Here is a 15,916-nt window from a genome sequence, read left to right as displayed (position 1 = left end):
CTGACGATGGCATTTTTAGCAAATATTAGAAATGGATCTCATCAATTATAATAACACTGGGGTAGGATAGCTCGAGTACAATCAAGAACTAAAAAAGTTTTAAAGCAAGACTAGGAACCACCTCCTTGGCTAGCCCAATCTCCCTTGGGCTGGCCTTTTCTTTTTAATTCAATAAACTATTGATTATAGGCCACTTTCACCATTTCTTATTATTAATGATTCTTGTTAAGACATTAGATAATAATAAGAATAGCCCCTTATCACAAATAACCTACTCGAAATAAAAATTATTTTCGCTAAATAAACATTCCAGTAAAAATAAAATCTATTTTTATTATGGCAAACTATTACTGATATTCTACGTTATTTATTGAATAATTTGATAGATAAAATAAACAAGTATGGGTTACTGTTACTCTTATTGCAGATACTGACAGGAGCCAGTTATGACCTCAATGCCACATACCCTTCTCATCCTGAATGGTAAAGAAGCGGGTAATCAAGATGTTCGCAATGCAGTCAAAAACTTGCGTGATGAAGGCGTGACCCTCCATGTTCGCGTGACCTGGGAACAGGGTGATGCAAAACGCTATGTCGATGAAGCGGCGGCATTAGCCGTTGACACGATCATTGCTGGCGGGGGGGATGGCACTATCAATGAGGTTGCCAGTGCACTGATGGCATTAGCGGGATCCAGTCGCCCTAGTTTGGGTATTCTGCCACTGGGCACGGCCAATGATTTTGCCACCAGTTGCAGTATTCCTTTACAAATAGAAAATGCATTACAGTTAGCAGTTAAAGGACGAGCGGTTGCCATCGATTTAGCACAAGTGAATAACAAACACTATTTCATCAATATGGCAACAGGTGGCTTTGGTACTCGCATTACCACTGAGACCCCCGAGAAACTCAAAGCCGTGTTGGGAGGCGCGTCTTACTTTATACATGGCTTAATGCGCATGGATACAATCAAAGCTGACAGTTGTGAAATTCGTGGCCCTGACTTTGAATGGTCTGGTGATGCCTTAGTTATAGGGATTGGTAATGGCAGGCAAGCCGGAGGCGGGCAACCTCTCTGCCCCGATGCACTGATTAATGATGGTCTGCTGCAATTACGTTTGTTGATCGCTGAAGAATTGCTTCCCGCCCTGCTGACCAGTGTCTTTAGTGGTGAGAAAAACAAAAACGTCATTGAGACCACTTTGCCTTGGCTCGAAATCACCGCACCACATGACATGACTTTTAATCTGGATGGCGAACCACTCTCAGGAAAAAACTTTCGTATTGAGGTTATTCCTAATGCTATCCAGTGCCGCTTACCCCCCAATTGCGAGTTGTTAGGCTAAGACCTGAACATGGGCTATCAATGATTAGCCCATGAATCTCCTCAATTTTATTGCCATTTCAGCTTTGGCTGTTCCTCTGTATCATCCCAAAAATCGTTAAAGAGCTGCATTTCTCGCAGCAAAACCTTTCATTTCAATTCAATTTTCTTTTATTTTTAATATTCACTTTGAAAGGTTTATCTTTCAAAGTGTGATCTATATGCAATAAATAGATCTAAAAAATGATTATGGTAGTGCACATGGCGACAAACAAAATGCTGAAGTTCATTCTGATACCTCAGTTTTTTAAAACCGCATTAGCACGCGGAACACTAAATCTCTTTTGATAACAAAAGATTATAAAAACAGCCATAACCTCGATTACAGGAGAAGAAGAATGATTGAACTTATAACCCATGGAGCCGAGTGGTTTATCGGACTCTTCCAAAAAGGGGGAGAAGTTTTTGTTGGAATGGTCACAGGGATTTTACCTTTATTAATTAGCTTGTTAGTCATCATGAATGCACTGATCAAGTTTGTCGGTCAGGACAGAATTGAACGATTAGCACAACGTTGCGCGGGTAACCCCGTTTCGCGTTATCTGTTACTACCAGTGATAGGCACCTTTGTATTTTGTAACCCAATGACATTAAGTCTTGGGCGTTTTATGCCAGAAAAATACAAGCCAAGTTATTACGCAGCTGCATCCTATAGCTGTCACTCAATGAATGGTTTGTTCCCACACATTAACCCGGGCGAGTTGTTCGTTTATCTCGGTATAGCCAGTGGTTTAACCACTCTGGGTCTGCCATTAGGCCCACTGGCGGTTAGCTACTTCCTGGTCGGGATGGTAACCAACTTCTTCCGCGGCTGGATTACTGACCTGACGACATCCATTTTCGAACGCAAAATGGGCATCCGCCTGGATCGTAACGTACAACTTTAATATGTAATTCAAACACATACTGTGTGGAGCAGATCATGAGTGAATTTATCAGGATTGAAAAAGGCGAAGGCGGTTGGGGTGGCCCATTGGAGTTGCCAATCGTCCCCGGTAAAAAAATTGTTTATATCACCGCGGGTACCCGTCCAGCCATTATTGATCGCATTAGCGAACTGACGGGTTGGGAAGCGGTTGATGGATTCAAAGAAGGCGAGCCGCCTGCTGAAGAGATCGCTGTCGCCATTATTGACTGTGGGGGTACCCTGCGCTGTGGTTTGTATCCGAAACGTCGTATACCTACCGTCAACATCCATTCAACAGGTCAATCAGGGCCGATGGCGAAATACATACTGGAAGATATCTATGTTTCCGGTGTGCGTGAAAAAAACATTCATAAAATCAGCAAAACTGATGGCGCAACTGCCGTAACTGCACAAACAGAACCTGCAGTAGAAGTTGCACCGCAAGCGGCAGCAACTGCCGCCAAAGGTGGCCGTGATTACGATACCACGAAGAAAATCACTGAACAAAGTGACGGTTTGTTGGCAAAAGTAGGCATGGGCATGGGCTCTGTGGTTGCCGTGTTCTTCCAGTCAGGCCGCGACACCATTGATACAGTACTGAAAACCATCCTGCCGTTTATGGCCTTCGTCTCGGCATTAATCGGCATCATCATGGCATCCGGTTTGGGTGACTTTATTGCCCACGGTTTGACACCACTGGCCAGCAGCCCGATTGGATTAGTGCTTCTGGCGCTGATCTGCTCCTTCCCGCTGTTATCACCGTTCTTAGGCCCAGGGGCCGTTATTGCACAAGTTATCGGTGTATTGGTTGGGGTTCAAATTGGTTTGGGGAATATCCCACCACAATTAGCCCTGCCAGCTTTATTTGCGATTAATGCTCAAGCGGCATGTGACTTCATCCCGGTAGGTCTATCACTGGCTGAAGCTAAACAAGATACCGTCCGTGTTGGGGTGCCATCAGTGTTGGTTGGCCGCTTCCTGACGGGTGCGCCGACCGTATTGATCGCCTGGGCAGCATCCGCCTTTATTTATCAGTAAGACATGATCAATAAGACCGAAGCATTAGATTTTCTGTAATACATTCAACGGTTAAGGATGTACGTATGAATACTATTTACCAGACAACCATTATCAATATCGGAGACAGCGCCCGGGAGGCGCTGTTGGATGACATGCTCATCACCTTCCGCGAAGGAGCACCGAAAGATATTGAAGAATTCTGTTTTATCCACCAGCACAGCGACACCGATGGGGAATTACAGGCAGGCAACATTATGGAATTGGCCGAGATGCGCTATGTCATCACCGCCGTGGGTGAAGTAGCGACTCAAAATCTGCGTGAGTTGGGCCATATCACCATCCGTTTTAACGGTGATGAACAGCCCGAATTTCCTGGTTCCATTCATGTCATTGGCCCGACACCGACTGATGTTCCGGTCGGCAGTGCATTGAAATTTATTCGTTAATTTATTTTTGGAGGTGTGTATGACACAAGTAGCAGTAGTGATTGGTGGTGGGCAAACTCTGGGTGCATTTTTGTGCCATGGTCTGGCCGAAGCAGGTTATAAAGTGGCAGTTGCTGACTTGAATTCTGGCAACGCACAGTTAGTTGCTGATCAGATTAATGCCGAATATGGCGCAGACAGCGCACAAGGTTTCCAGGTAGATGCCACCAATGAAAGCAGCGTACAAATGCTGGCAAAAGCGGTCGATCAGCGCTTCCATCAAACCAATTTACTGGTTTACAGTGCAGGTATTGCCAAGGCAGCACCTATCACTGATTTCCCTCTGGATGATTTTGACCGCTCACTGCAAGTGAACCTGGTCGGTTACTTCTTATGTGCTCGTGAGTTCTCCCGACTAATGATTCGTGATGGAATTGCTGGTCGTATCATCCAAATCAATTCCAAATCAGGTAAAGTAGGCAGCAAACACAACTCCGGTTACAGTGCTGCTAAATTTGGTGGAGTAGGTTTGACACAATCTCTGGCACTGGATTTGGCTGATTACGGCATCACCGTCCATTCGCTGATGTTAGGAAATCTATTGAAATCGCCGATGTTCCAGTCACTTTTACCGCAATATGCCGCCAAATTGGGCATCAAACCGGAAGAAGTTGAAAAATATTATACCGATAAAGTGCCACTAAAACGTGGCTGCGATTATCAAGATGTGCTCAATACCCTGTTGTTCTACGCCAGTGATAAAGCCGCCTATTGTACTGGCCAATCAATTAATATCACTGGTGGGCAAGTGATGTTTTAACGTTGTTGGTATCAAGCCCGAATCACTGACTCGCACCAGTGATTCGGGTGCAGGAGAGCAGCTAACACCGCTGCAACGCCAAGAGCGAAGAGTATGAGGAGAAAATTATGTCCCCCACATCCGCACTAATCAGCCTTGTCATCATCGCCTGGGTACTGCAAATCTTACTTGGATGGTGGCAAATTAATCGTTTTAACCGTGCTTTTGACCGACTTTGCCAGCACAGTAAATCGGTCGGTGTTGGACGTTCTGGCGGGCGTTTTAAACCCAGAGTAGTGATGGCGTTGGCTTTTGATGAAAACATGCGTGTCAGTGACAGCATGATCATGCGAGGAATCAGTGTTTTTGCCCGCCCACGCACATTAGCGCACCTTCATGGGTTACATCAGCAGGATTTAATCCCGGATGTGATCTTCCCTACGGATACAGCATGTCAAACTGCACTATCATTAGCGATTAAACCGAAATCATGATATTTTCACAATGAAAGTTATTCTTTTTCATGTGAAAGTTATGCCTGAAAAAGAGGCAATGGAAATACTTGAGCAGGAATCGTTATGAAACCAAAGCAGCGACAAGTCGCTATCCTGGAATATCTCCAGCAGCACGGTAAAACGGCTGTTGATCAACTCGCCGCCCATTTTTCGACTACGGGCACCACAATCCGCAAAGATTTAACCAGTCTTGAAAATGAAGGCGCCGTTATTCGTACCTACGGTGGAGTGGTGTTAAATCGCGACGATGTTGAGCAACCTATCGACCGTAAAACACATATTAATACCGAGAAGAAAAAGCAAATCGCCAAAGCGGCCAGTAAACTGATTAATGACGGTGATAGTCTGGTTTTTGATGCAGGCAGTACTGTGCTGCAAATGGTGCCTCATCTGGCCAAATTCAACAATATTACGGTGATGACCAACAGCTTACATATCGTCAATGAGTTGGTCGAACTGGATAACGATCAGGCTATCTTGATGCCGGGCGGAACATACCGCAAAGGTTCAGCCTCTTTTCATGGCAGCCTGGCAGAATCGGCCTTTGACAAGTTTAGTTTCGATAAACTGTTTATCGGTGCAGATGGTGTTGATCTTAATGCCGGTGTCACAACGTTTAACGAAGTTTATCATGTCAGTACTGCTATGTGTCACGCCGCCAGTCGCATCATTCTGCTGGTAGACTCTTCCAAATTTGGCCGTAAAAGCCCCAATGTCGTTTGTGCGTTGAGTGCCGTTGATACCCTGATTACCGATAAAGGTATTAGCGCCGAGTATTTGCAGGAACTACAGAAAATGGGTATTAACATCATTCTGGTTGATAAAGATGACTAATCCACTGCTGACCTATGCCCGTGAAACACTGGAAATTGAACTGACGGAAGCTCAGCGTTTGTTATCGCGTTTGGATAATAATTTTGTCCACGCTTGCGAATTATTATTGGCCTGTACCGGTAAAGCCGTGGTTTCTGGAATTGGCAAATCCGGCCATATTGGTAAAAAAATTGCCGCCTCACTGGCCAGTACTGGTACCCCATCCTTTTTCGTTCACCCAGCCGAAGCTTTACACGGCGATTTGGGAATGATCGGCCCGCAAGATGTATTGATCTTTATCTCTTATTCAGGCCGCGCTAAAGAGCTGGATTTGATCCTGCCGTTGCTGGCGGACAGCCATATTCCGGTAGTCGCTATCACCGGTGGTTTAGAGTCGCCACTGGCGCAGGGTGCAGCCTGTGTACTGGATATCAGTGTTGAGCATGAAGCTTGCCCGATGGGACTGGCCCCCACCTCCAGTGCGGTAAATACGTTAATGATGGGGGATGCACTGGCAATGGCTCTCATGCGCCATCGCGGTTTCAATGCAGAAGATTTTGCGCGCTCGCACCCCGGAGGTAGTTTGGGTGCGCGGCTGCTCAATCGAGTCCATCATTTAATGAGAACCGGTGACCGCTTACCGGTGGTAAATGAATCCGACACCGTGATGGAAGCGATGTTGGAACTAAGCCGTACCGGATTAGGGCTAGTAGCTGTATGTGATCCTAATCAAAAGGTCGTGGGTGTTTTCACTGATGGTGATTTGCGCCGCTGGTTGGTCAAAGGAGGCACGCTGCAACAACAACTCGGAGGGGCGATTACCCGCCCAGGTTTCCGATTGCCAGAACAATGGCGTGCCGGTGAAGCATTAGAAGCGCTGCATCAGCATCATATTAGTGCAGCACCGGTGGTTGACCTGGATGGCAAACTGGTTGGTGCAATCAACTTGCACGATCTACATCAAGCTGGCGTTGGCTGATATCCCCGTCATCTTTCAAGTTGCAGATGTATTAGGCATTTTCCTGCAACTTGAAAACAATCAACCATCAGTGCCAGTTAGGGTCTTGCTCTAATTGCTTTTTCAACATAGCTTGAATACTCTCGCTCGGACGTCCCAACCATTGATAAGTAGCGAACTGACTCGGAGCATCAAGTGCTTCTGGCTTGTCGTCTACCGAAACCCGCATCCCCCATGCCTGCAAGACTTGTTTGTTATCCCGGCTAAAGACAACCCACATAAAATTATTACTACAATCATGGGGTTTACAAATCCGCCCCACTTTATACTGCTGCCCTTCCCAATTTATCACCTCATACGGCGCAGATGTCCCCACCCCTTTACGCGCCCATGCAGGTAAGTTTTTTTGGCTTTTCACCATTTTTTGCCAGCTATTTTTATACACAGGCTGTTGGAGTAAATCTGCAGTGGTAGGCAGAGATTTAGCTGGTGTGGGCTGAACAGGCGCGGAACTTACAGGCGCCGAAGCAACATTCGTCGCCGGTTGCGCGAAAGCCCAGGAACTGGCACTGAGTATCGCCGCAGTAACAAGACAATGGAGGGTTTTATGGCCTTTCATTATCGAAAATCCTTATTATCTGATGAATATATTCTCTAAATAGCTTGAAGTATGATGGGTATACTCGCCGAATATTGAACTAGCTTCTATATCACAAATTTGCAAACGTGCATGAGTTTGCCTGTCTATGACCCCCAACTGTAGAAAAAGTTGATCCATAGCACGAATTTTCATCCTAATTCTCGTTATACCGCAATCTGTATGACAGCTTGAGGTAAGCTATAAACCAGATGATGAGTTGATCGTTACCCCGAAAAAGGCCATGCCATGTTGACCCTTGAATTACCCGAAACCCCCGAAAAGCTGTATTACTCCGCTGAGGATGCCCATCCGCTAAACAAGCTCGAGAGCGATAAAATCGTTCAAATGGTCATCGATTTGGATGTCGCTAATTCTGATAGTGAGCATTACGTCACCGGTTGGATGGGGCTAAATAGCGTGGTGGTGATACGTAATTATCAAAACAAGCGCGGTACCGCCAACGGCTTTGTATTGAACAAAGGGGATCACTATCGGCTGAGTATTCAGTCAATTGAGTTTCGCATACCCAAGATGGTGTTGTGGATGAGTTTTCGCCGCAAGCCACGCACCATGGAACTGATAACTTACGAAACGTTAGGCGACCAACCCAGTGGCATGCAGCAATATCGTAATATCCTCGAAGAGGAATTACGCCAGCAACTTGATGAAGATTGGCGCGAGCTGAATGACTATCTGGGCGCAGCTTGCTGGCAAATCGAGAATAATGTTCCGTTGTGGCAGCAAGCACATCGAGAAATAACCTTGGATGCCATTAATCAACTCTCTGCGGCTCACATTTTCCGGACCAAACATTTGCAAGCTGATGGCAATTATGCCGGTTTCTGGGCAGGCGATTACTTTTTTGCCGCCAGGCAACCTACGGCCGATAACCCCTTACCCGCGATACAAATTTCTTGGCGAGAAAATGAAAAAGAGATCGGCAGCTATCAGTTCGATCTTATAAAAGATGAGGCAGGCGAGCCGAAATTATTACTGTGCATTCGCCCACGTAAAGGGGCTGAAAGTTACCTGCTTAACCGTTTTGATGCCCACCATTTGCAGCGGGCCATCGCGATGTTTACCATGACACAGCGCTATTTACTGGCATAAAACACGATCTTAATAAAAACCTGCGTCTTCAAGACAATGGATGCACAAAGCCATTGGCGTCGCGGGTAGGCAACAAGTGGACATATCCCGATGAGCTGACTCAAGCCAGTGATTCGGGTGTGTGAGCGCTGTTAGCCTCCCTACGGCTTGAAGGGCGAAAGGTATTACCACCATCGGTGGAAATGATGCACCGGCCCGATTCCCTGCCCCACTTCGAGGGTATCAGCTTTTTCCAGTGCCCCTTGCAGATAGTCTTTAGCTGCGCTGACGGTATCTGCCCAATGGGTATATCGTGGCCGTAATGCCGCCAGTGCTGCCGACAAGGTGCAACCGGTGCCGTGGGTATGTCGGGTATTAATCCGGCGTGTCACAAAGCGCTGTTCACCCTGAGCGGTAAACAGCCAATCTGGACTTTCTTCTCCGCTCAAATGCCCTCCCTTCATCAATACCCCCTGGCAGCCTAAAGCCAACAGTGCTCGCCCCTGCTGGCGCATTTCTTGCTCATTATCGGCGGGCAGACAATCCAGCAGTGCCGCGGCTTCAGGCAAATTTGGTGTAATCAAAGCAACCTGCGGGAGTAGTAAGCGACGCACTGCATCCACTGCCTGAGGTGCCAGCAGTGGGTCACCGCTTTTGGCGACCATCACGGTATCTAATACCACAAATGGAATGGGATAACGGCGCAATTGCGTGGAGACAATATCGACAATTTCCGCATTTGCCAGCATGCCTATTTTAGCGCTATCAATACGCACATCACTCAGAACAGAATCTAATTGGGCGGCAACAAAAGCCGGTTCAATGGGATAGACCGACTGCACACCACGAGTGTTTTGCGCCACTAAAGCGGTGATAACACTGGTGCCATAGGCCTGTAATGCAGAAAAGGTTTTCAGATCGGCCTGAATACCGGCCCCCCCGCTTGGGTCAGTTCCTGCAATAGTTAACGCATTGATACGCTTCATTAATACACTTCCCTACGCTGGCATAATCCAGATCAAGTTATTCAAGCTTGTTTCACAACATGTCAACAAGACTTAAAATACATATAAAACAATTGATAAATGGGATAAATCGTTTCACATAGTCTCAGTAAATCTCTACTAGCCTCGCCATAATCTTGGTACATTTGGGGACAAGGAAAACTGGATTATGCCAATGATAAAAACCAAGACTGATGTTCAGCGGCTCTCCGTACTTATCGATAAGACCATGAAAAAAAGAGAACGTGCTGAATAACAGACTCACAGGATTGTATCTGGTTGGACGTAGAAATCCATCGGGAACAAGCACTGCAAATCACTATACACGACCTAACAAGCTGACTTATCAATATGTCTATTCACTACTCCCCATATCAGGCCCAACCAAGCTAGCCAGTATACCCTTACCAGTAATTATCCTACGAACATGATCCTAATAACACTGCAGCTCTCGTGGAGAAAATAGACTCATCAAGGAACAATACCCATTTTTTGGCACAGTTTGATTAACTCGCTTTCCCACGCAACATTACGTTTTCTCATGGTCACTGGCGCCAGGAAAAACGAAGTATCAAAGAAGCGATGGTGAGAGCTGGAATTGATCTGAGGATTATTGAACTGCTGTGGGGTTATAGTATAAGGGTTATAACTTCAAAGATTCTTGCGGCTTACCAACCAAAAGCTATTCAAGAAAATATTGATAGGACATGGTCGGTTTGGTTCGATTAGTTTGAGCAGAACATTGCTTATCACTTTAACTACATTTAGTCAGCCATTAATACAGACTAAGTTTTTAGAAAGGTCTACACTCTAGTATATAGAGAGAGTGGAAGTATTGGGTATGTGCGGAAACATAATATAAAAAGAACATTACATGTGTGATGAAGCATGACTCATGTACTAGATTGAGCATCATAATACGTCGAGCATAATTTATAAAAAAGCTAAACTTTCAGGCCAGACCTCAACAGTTGGATTAAATTTCAACTAAATTCTAATATAGTATCAAATCAACCTATTGAATTTAGGCCATCTACTATTTATAAGCGCCTACAAATCTAAATAGGTTGATTTGAGTAATTTTAAATAATTCACACTGCTCAACTAATAACGATATGGCACTATCGTTAATTGAAAGTAATAAGCATTTCCGTGGATGCAGATACAGGGCCACTAGGAAGTGTGCTTCCACCCGAACACAAACGCCAAATTACTTTGTTAAGGATGGTTTGGACAGGCATATACAGACTTATACTGCCAATATTTATTGCCTGACTATTAAAGTTAATACCAGATGCACCATCACATACTCCACTGTCTGTGACGCCTGGAATTTCCCCTGTAATATAGCCCCCACCTTGAGACAAGGCTAACCGATTAATGGAACCCTCATAAAAACTGGTTAAAGCTCGGAACTGAACCGCAATATTTGCAGAGATCCTACCTGATGACTGCGAACAAGAAACATTAAATGAATTGGTTTGTTTAGCTAATTCAGTATTTACCGTTAAGTTACGGGCTACCGTGCCAAAGTTGATGACTGTCGGTGTATCGACCGTGCACTCCAAAGTAGTAACTCTTAAGTTCAAACTTGCGGGCAAAATTGATTGATATTTATCACCAACCGCTACCACCGAGAAACTCGATGCGTACATGGTGGGTATACCGGCTGTATATGTTGTTTGAGTACCATCGGCAACTAAAGCCCATGTCCCTGTTAGGTTGACAACCCGGGAGCCATTAGGACTATAAAAGTAACTATTAGTTGTCATGCTAGGGGGTAAACACCACTCAAAGCCTGATGGAGAGGTTAGTTCCCCACTGTCCCCGGCTCGGGTATCAGGTAAGCCTATTGTTCCTGTAATGGTTTTTGTTGAGCCGTCATAGGCCGTGTAAGTTGTTTTCACCGTAGCCCTTGGGATAAGCCCCACCCCAGGTGCTATTTGTATTGCCTTAAAGGCTCCAATCGTCGTTAAATCTGTCGATGACATGCAAACATAGCTCTTATCTGTAATATTCATCAAACCATATTGGGGGGCCATTGCTGCGTTATCCATTGGACCACTTAGCGTGACATTAAACGGCAGACCTTCCCAAAGTACACCAGTGCCTTTACCTATCGTTATAGTATCTGCTGCCACACAGTATGATGGACCTAAGAGCGCGATGATCAGCGCAAGAAAAGAAATTAATTTATTGTGCATAAGGCGTTTGTTCCGATTTTTAATATTCAAATACTTGGTTATTTTGGGACATTAATTCTCTTCACACTGCAAACTCAGCGTTCGAACGGGATTATTTTTGGACGCTGTAGAATGCAACTTGAGGTCATAGCTCGCCTGGCATTGTTGAGATTGACTGCGCCCCCATTTGGCTGTCAAATGTCCAGACTGTGATAAACCACTCAAATATACCTGGCCTGCATCACCAACGATTCCGGTGTTATTATTTTCTGCTTCGCCATCAACACTGACTAAAGTACCGAATGGCAAATATGTCCCATTCTTGCTCAGGGTAATCAGCGCCTGAGAACCGACTCGTGTTGCAAACTTGGCAATCACGACGGCACCTTTAGTAGGATATACATCTAGACTTGACTGAGTTATATCGACATCATCAGGCAGCGTGGCTGGATTAAGGCTGATCGTATTACGCTGATAATTTGATAAATAAGGAACTACAGCGTAGCCTCGCGAATCCGTCTCAACATTACCACTCATCACACTGGTTCCTGCTGCATCGGGTGCTTCTACAATAGCGACTGAACTTCCGAGAGTCTGACTGAAAGTGATACCGTGAGGATGGACGACCACACCACCATTCGCGCTCATGTTCAGTGATCGGTATTGATTACTATAACCATAGCCCACAGTGGCAGAGCCTTGGCTGCCTTGATATCCGAGATTGAGCGTGCTGCTATTATTACTATTTTTAGTGTTCGACGCCCCCTGCATGATGTTGTAAGAGAGACGATCATCGAAGGCTGTACCATTTATCCCTGCCTGCTGTTGTATCCGGCCCTGATTATCATGGGACATTTGGTAACTTGCATAACTCCGGCTTGCCAGCGAAGCATTGCTGAATAGGCTAAACGGTATCTGCATATTAAAAGACATCTGACGGTTCTGAGGCCAATCACCGTCTCCCTTAATGCGATCAATCGAATAGGCGACACTATAGTTCACCCCTTTGAAACTGCTGGAATAACCTGCAGAAAGCGTATTATTAATCTGGTCATTTTCCCAATAGTCATTCCGGGAGCCGGATAAATAGACGGCACCGTGGCTTCCCAGCTGCTGACTTACACGAATCTGAAAGTTTGATCGCTGCCTTCCCATTGCCCACGGTACTTGGTCGTCACTCAGCCGATAGCCGGTATTATTATAATCGGCAAAGCTGTAATAATTTTTCGTTGAATAGCGATACGCGGTTAAATCAACCGAAGTACCTGTTTGCAATAAACTCTTCGAATAACGAACTCGGTATGAATTTCCACTTTGACTAGAATCCTGGCTCTGAAATTGTGTTTTAGAAGTCGTTATATCGGCAGACAAGGCACCGAAAGCTCCCAACGATAAGCCACTACCGAAAACGAAAGAAGTATAATCTTTGGCAAACAGGCCGCCTCCATACAACGTAATATCGTATGGAAGTCCATAGATTAATGTTGCCAGAGCAAAATCTGCCTCTCTGGAGCCAACAGTGATCCCACCATTATAACGTCCTGCGGTGACCTCATATTTAAAGCCGCCAGGACGTTGCATTAAGGGCAAAGAAGAGAATGCCACGGTTTGAGTTCGAACACTCCCATTAGCTTCGGTAATTGTTACCGTCAGATCACCGCCTTGACCTGTCTGATAGAGATCGTCTATTCGAAAGGGGCCGGGTGGCACAAAGGTCTGATACACAACATTGCCATTTTGAGACACCGTGACACGGGCATTACTCTGTGCGATTCCGGTTATCAGCGGGGCAAAGCCTCTCAAGCTGGTAGGAAGCATATCCTCACTGGAGTTAACTTTAATTCCTCTAAATGGAATACTATCGAATACATCGTTACCTGCATTACTCTCGCCTACTAAGAACTCTGAGCGTAAGCGCTGCAAGTCGCGCTGCAAATAGATATGATTAAAACGCGTTTTCTGTTCACTAGCAGAACCATAACCATTCATTTTTATATCATTATAGGTATAGGTCATATCGCTACGCAGACGCCAAGCATCCCAATTAAATCCACCACTGACGTTAGCAAATAAATTGGTCTGTTCACTACCCGAGGATGCTTCCTGGCCAGATTGCCAGTTTTTACCGCCATTTAATGTATAATTCATCAAAAATGCAGGCACACCTTCATTCCAAAGGCTGGGATCAACATATCCTCTTGCCTTCGGCTGCATGGCTATTTGCGGTATACTGATATCAAGTCTCTGCTGCGGAAAATCGAATTTCACTGTTGAGTCAGAAATAATATCCGGCAAGTCCCCGATGGGTTTGTCCATCGCAAATTCGTTATATTTGATACTGCATTGAGATTGACACCCATTTTATCAAGAAAGGTAGGTGTTAATTCCGGGTATATTTTGCCATTATCTCCCGCGACAAACTTAACTCTATGCTGTCCATAATCATTTTGGTTAATATATACGTTAACCAAATATGTTCCCGGAGGAATCTGTCCCGGCTGCTCAAATATGCTCAAATCGACAACTTCGGAATTTCCTCCGCTGAGTGCTAACAAATTTGGATCAAAGTAATCTTTTGCATAGGCAGGGAATATGCCATATGACATCACCAAACCTAAAAATATTGGTGACAAAGCAAAATGTAAATAGCTTCTATTCATTATTACAATGTCCCTTTATGACTTATTATTAATATTATTATTTGCTGTGAAATATTGATTGAACCATAGTAGGAGTATTCCACCCATCTTCATCGATCAACTGCCAAGATATATCTCCTTTAATGCTTCCAGACAGCGAATATCGCCGTTCCCCAAAAGGAGGAACCATCATACGTAGGGATTTTTTATCTAAAGAGGTATTTCCAACTTTCAGCATTGAAAATGTTAACCAATAAGCCGTCGGGTTTTTAGCAATAAGCGTATCGCCATCAAACTCAAATTTAAGTTTATCTGCCACATCGGCTATCGCTCTTTTTTTAAGTCCCTCAGGGCGATAAAAGACTTTCATACTAGTAACTACAGTCATGACTAACTGACCATCATTTAACGATTTATCTTGAGCAGGAATAGCTCTCATCGAAATATAATAAACAGATTCACGATCGGTCGGAAGAGGTTGGTCATTCCGGCGGATGCGCAAATCCAATGTTTGATGGGGCTCTAGTCGTGCAAGCGGAGGCGTAACAATAAACGGCATCATGAGCTTGCCACTATAATTCAGAACAACATCGCCGGAATTTTCATCAACGGGCCGAATAAATGTTTGGACCAGATATGGTGCATCAGTCTTATTCTCCGCTTTAAGGATAACGCCTTTTTTTTCCTCCTGCGGATAAATAACACGTAAGGTATAGAATGAGATACCTTTTTTCTCTGATTCAGAATCAGAATTAGCCGCCATACAAAAAGTGCTCAGGCAGGATAAAAATAGTGTAATCAGTACATAGCGTAGTAAATAGAGTTTTATCATTGTTAACCAACTAATCAATTAATTATTTTTTTCGCAAAGTTTTGACAATCCACCATAGTCATTAATGACGTTCCATTTAATACTGTGGATAGGTTCTTTAAAATTATATTTCTGATGACTCAGGGGACTTATCATTGATGGGATTTTATCAAGATTCACGTCCCTATTATTTATATAAAGCCTACCCAATGTCTGATAATAAGCTGTCGGATTGCTGATTATATACCCTTCACTATTAGCAGTAATATTCAGGTTGCAATCACCCTCAGCGGAGGCTGATGCTATATTTTTTGGTCGATAAAATAACTTCACAACAAACCTAAAACCCATAGATACATTGGCTTTTCCATCATCCTGATTTTCATCTTTATTCTGGGATGGTATTGCTAAAACTGCCAAATAAAATACAGACTCTCTGTCTGAGGGTAGCGCCCCCTCTTGTTTAACTATACGAAGAATTTGCTGGCTATCACCTTTGAGTAATAATAGCGGTGGCGTAGCAACAAATGGTGCGGCCGTCAGCATATCTTTATCGCTATAAATACGTGTTTGAATGAGGTAACTTTTCGTACCACGATTATAAACCGTCATTGCTTGTGCCTTTTCGCCCTCAGGAAATATGACTCGGGTTTGCCCGAGACTAATGCCATCCTGTTGCGCATATAACTTTGTGCTAATGCATGCTAGAAAAATGACGACTAAAATTAT

At 44.6% G+C, this 15,916-nt stretch carries 16 protein-coding genes; 9 read left to right on the top strand and 7 right to left on the bottom strand.

All coding sequences use genetic code 11. From position 1 onward, the window contains the following. The first annotated feature begins 455 nt into the window (after positions 1 to 455). The 8 genes from yegS to gutQ all read left to right on the top strand — a co-directional run bounded on the left by yegS (position 456) and on the right by gutQ (position 6,842). Positions 456 to 1,346 carry a lipid kinase YegS gene (gene yegS, locus ACF3VQ_RS05755; protein WP_392435460.1) on the top strand — a complete coding sequence of 297 codons (891 nt, stop codon included), beginning with the start codon at positions 456 to 458 and terminating at the stop codon, positions 1,344 to 1,346. Between the two features lie 376 nt (positions 1,347 to 1,722). Continuing rightward, complete coding sequence (locus tag ACF3VQ_RS05750) at positions 1,723 to 2,271, top strand: PTS glucitol/sorbitol transporter subunit IIC (RefSeq protein WP_004391259.1); 549 nt, start codon at positions 1,723 to 1,725, stop codon at positions 2,269 to 2,271. A 35-nt stretch (positions 2,272 to 2,306) separates the two neighbouring features. Then, positions 2,307 to 3,329: a PTS glucitol/sorbitol transporter subunit IIB gene (locus ACF3VQ_RS05745; RefSeq protein ID WP_392433765.1), complete on the top strand. Its 1,023-nt coding sequence runs from the start codon at positions 2,307 to 2,309 to the stop codon at positions 3,327 to 3,329. Between the two features lie 65 nt (positions 3,330 to 3,394). After that, positions 3,395 to 3,757, top strand: a complete 363-nt coding sequence (srlB, locus tag ACF3VQ_RS05740; RefSeq protein WP_392433764.1) for a PTS glucitol/sorbitol transporter subunit IIA — start codon at positions 3,395 to 3,397, stop codon at positions 3,755 to 3,757. 19 nt (positions 3,758 to 3,776) lie between these two features. Continuing rightward, positions 3,777 to 4,556 carry a sorbitol-6-phosphate dehydrogenase gene (srlD, locus tag ACF3VQ_RS05735; protein ID WP_005162204.1) on the top strand — a complete coding sequence of 260 codons (780 nt, stop codon included), beginning with the start codon at positions 3,777 to 3,779 and terminating at the stop codon, positions 4,554 to 4,556. Positions 4,557 to 4,663: 107 nt separating this feature from the next. Beyond that, on the top strand, positions 4,664 to 5,029 hold the full coding sequence (gene gutM, locus ACF3VQ_RS05730; RefSeq protein ID WP_392433763.1) for a transcriptional regulator GutM: 366 nt from the start codon (positions 4,664 to 4,666) through the stop codon (positions 5,027 to 5,029). An 84-nt stretch (positions 5,030 to 5,113) separates the two neighbouring features. Next, complete coding sequence (locus tag ACF3VQ_RS05725; protein ID WP_392433762.1) at positions 5,114 to 5,884, top strand: DNA-binding transcriptional repressor; 771 nt, start codon at positions 5,114 to 5,116, stop codon at positions 5,882 to 5,884. Continuing rightward, complete coding sequence (gene gutQ / locus ACF3VQ_RS05720; RefSeq protein WP_392433761.1) at positions 5,877 to 6,842, top strand: arabinose-5-phosphate isomerase GutQ; 966 nt, start codon at positions 5,877 to 5,879, stop codon at positions 6,840 to 6,842. Before ACF3VQ_RS05725 ends, gutQ begins: the two co-directional genes overlap by 8 nt. A gap of 67 nt (positions 6,843 to 6,909) precedes the next feature. Here the strand turns inward: gutQ and ACF3VQ_RS05715 are convergent, their stop codons facing one another. Then, entirely contained in the window at positions 6,910 to 7,440 is a 531-nt protein-coding gene (locus tag ACF3VQ_RS05715) for an inhibitor of vertebrate lysozyme family protein (RefSeq protein ID WP_392433760.1), read from the bottom strand. Positions 7,441 to 7,707: 267 nt separating this feature from the next. Here ACF3VQ_RS05715 and ACF3VQ_RS05710 point away from each other — a divergent pair, with 267 nt between their 5' ends. Continuing rightward, positions 7,708 to 8,571 (top strand): hypothetical protein, encoded by an 864-nt coding sequence (locus ACF3VQ_RS05710; RefSeq protein ID WP_392433759.1) that lies wholly within the window; start codon positions 7,708 to 7,710, stop codon positions 8,569 to 8,571. 164 nt (positions 8,572 to 8,735) lie between these two features. Here the strand turns inward: ACF3VQ_RS05710 and thiD are convergent, their stop codons facing one another. The 6 genes from thiD to ACF3VQ_RS05680 all read right to left on the bottom strand — a co-directional run bounded on the left by thiD (position 8,736) and on the right by ACF3VQ_RS05680 (position 15,799). Further along, entirely contained in the window at positions 8,736 to 9,536 is an 801-nt protein-coding gene (thiD, locus tag ACF3VQ_RS05705) for a bifunctional hydroxymethylpyrimidine kinase/phosphomethylpyrimidine kinase (RefSeq protein WP_392433758.1), read from the bottom strand. Positions 9,537 to 10,681: 1,145 nt separating this feature from the next. Beyond that, positions 10,682 to 11,758: a hypothetical protein gene (locus ACF3VQ_RS05700; RefSeq protein ID WP_392433757.1), complete on the bottom strand. Its 1,077-nt coding sequence runs from the start codon at positions 11,756 to 11,758 to the stop codon at positions 10,682 to 10,684. Between the two features lie 51 nt (positions 11,759 to 11,809). Beyond that, on the bottom strand, positions 11,810 to 14,053 hold the full coding sequence (locus ACF3VQ_RS05695) for a fimbria/pilus outer membrane usher protein (RefSeq protein ID WP_392433756.1): 2,244 nt from the start codon (positions 14,051 to 14,053) through the stop codon (positions 11,810 to 11,812). Then, a complete protein-coding gene (locus ACF3VQ_RS05690) occupies positions 14,002 to 14,397 on the bottom strand; it encodes a FimD/PapC N-terminal domain-containing protein (protein ID WP_392433755.1) in 396 nt (131 codons plus the stop codon). The genes ACF3VQ_RS05695 and ACF3VQ_RS05690 overlap by 52 nt, the downstream gene beginning before the upstream one ends. Before the next feature lie 37 nt (positions 14,398 to 14,434). Then, positions 14,435 to 15,139, bottom strand: coding sequence for a molecular chaperone (locus ACF3VQ_RS05685; protein WP_392433754.1), 705 nt, complete (start codon positions 15,137 to 15,139; stop codon positions 14,435 to 14,437). Positions 15,140 to 15,226: 87 nt separating this feature from the next. Further along, positions 15,227 to 15,799, bottom strand: a complete 573-nt coding sequence (locus tag ACF3VQ_RS05680; protein WP_392433753.1) for a molecular chaperone — start codon at positions 15,797 to 15,799, stop codon at positions 15,227 to 15,229. Between the last annotated feature and the right edge of the window lie 117 nt (positions 15,800 to 15,916).

Origin of the sequence: Yersinia fenwicki, assembly GCF_043099325.1 — a bacterium.
Lineage (GTDB): Bacteria > Pseudomonadota > Gammaproteobacteria > Enterobacterales > Enterobacteriaceae > Yersinia.
The sequence above is the reverse complement of the archived record's forward strand: the minus strand, read 5'-3'. Positions and strand labels throughout refer to the sequence as shown.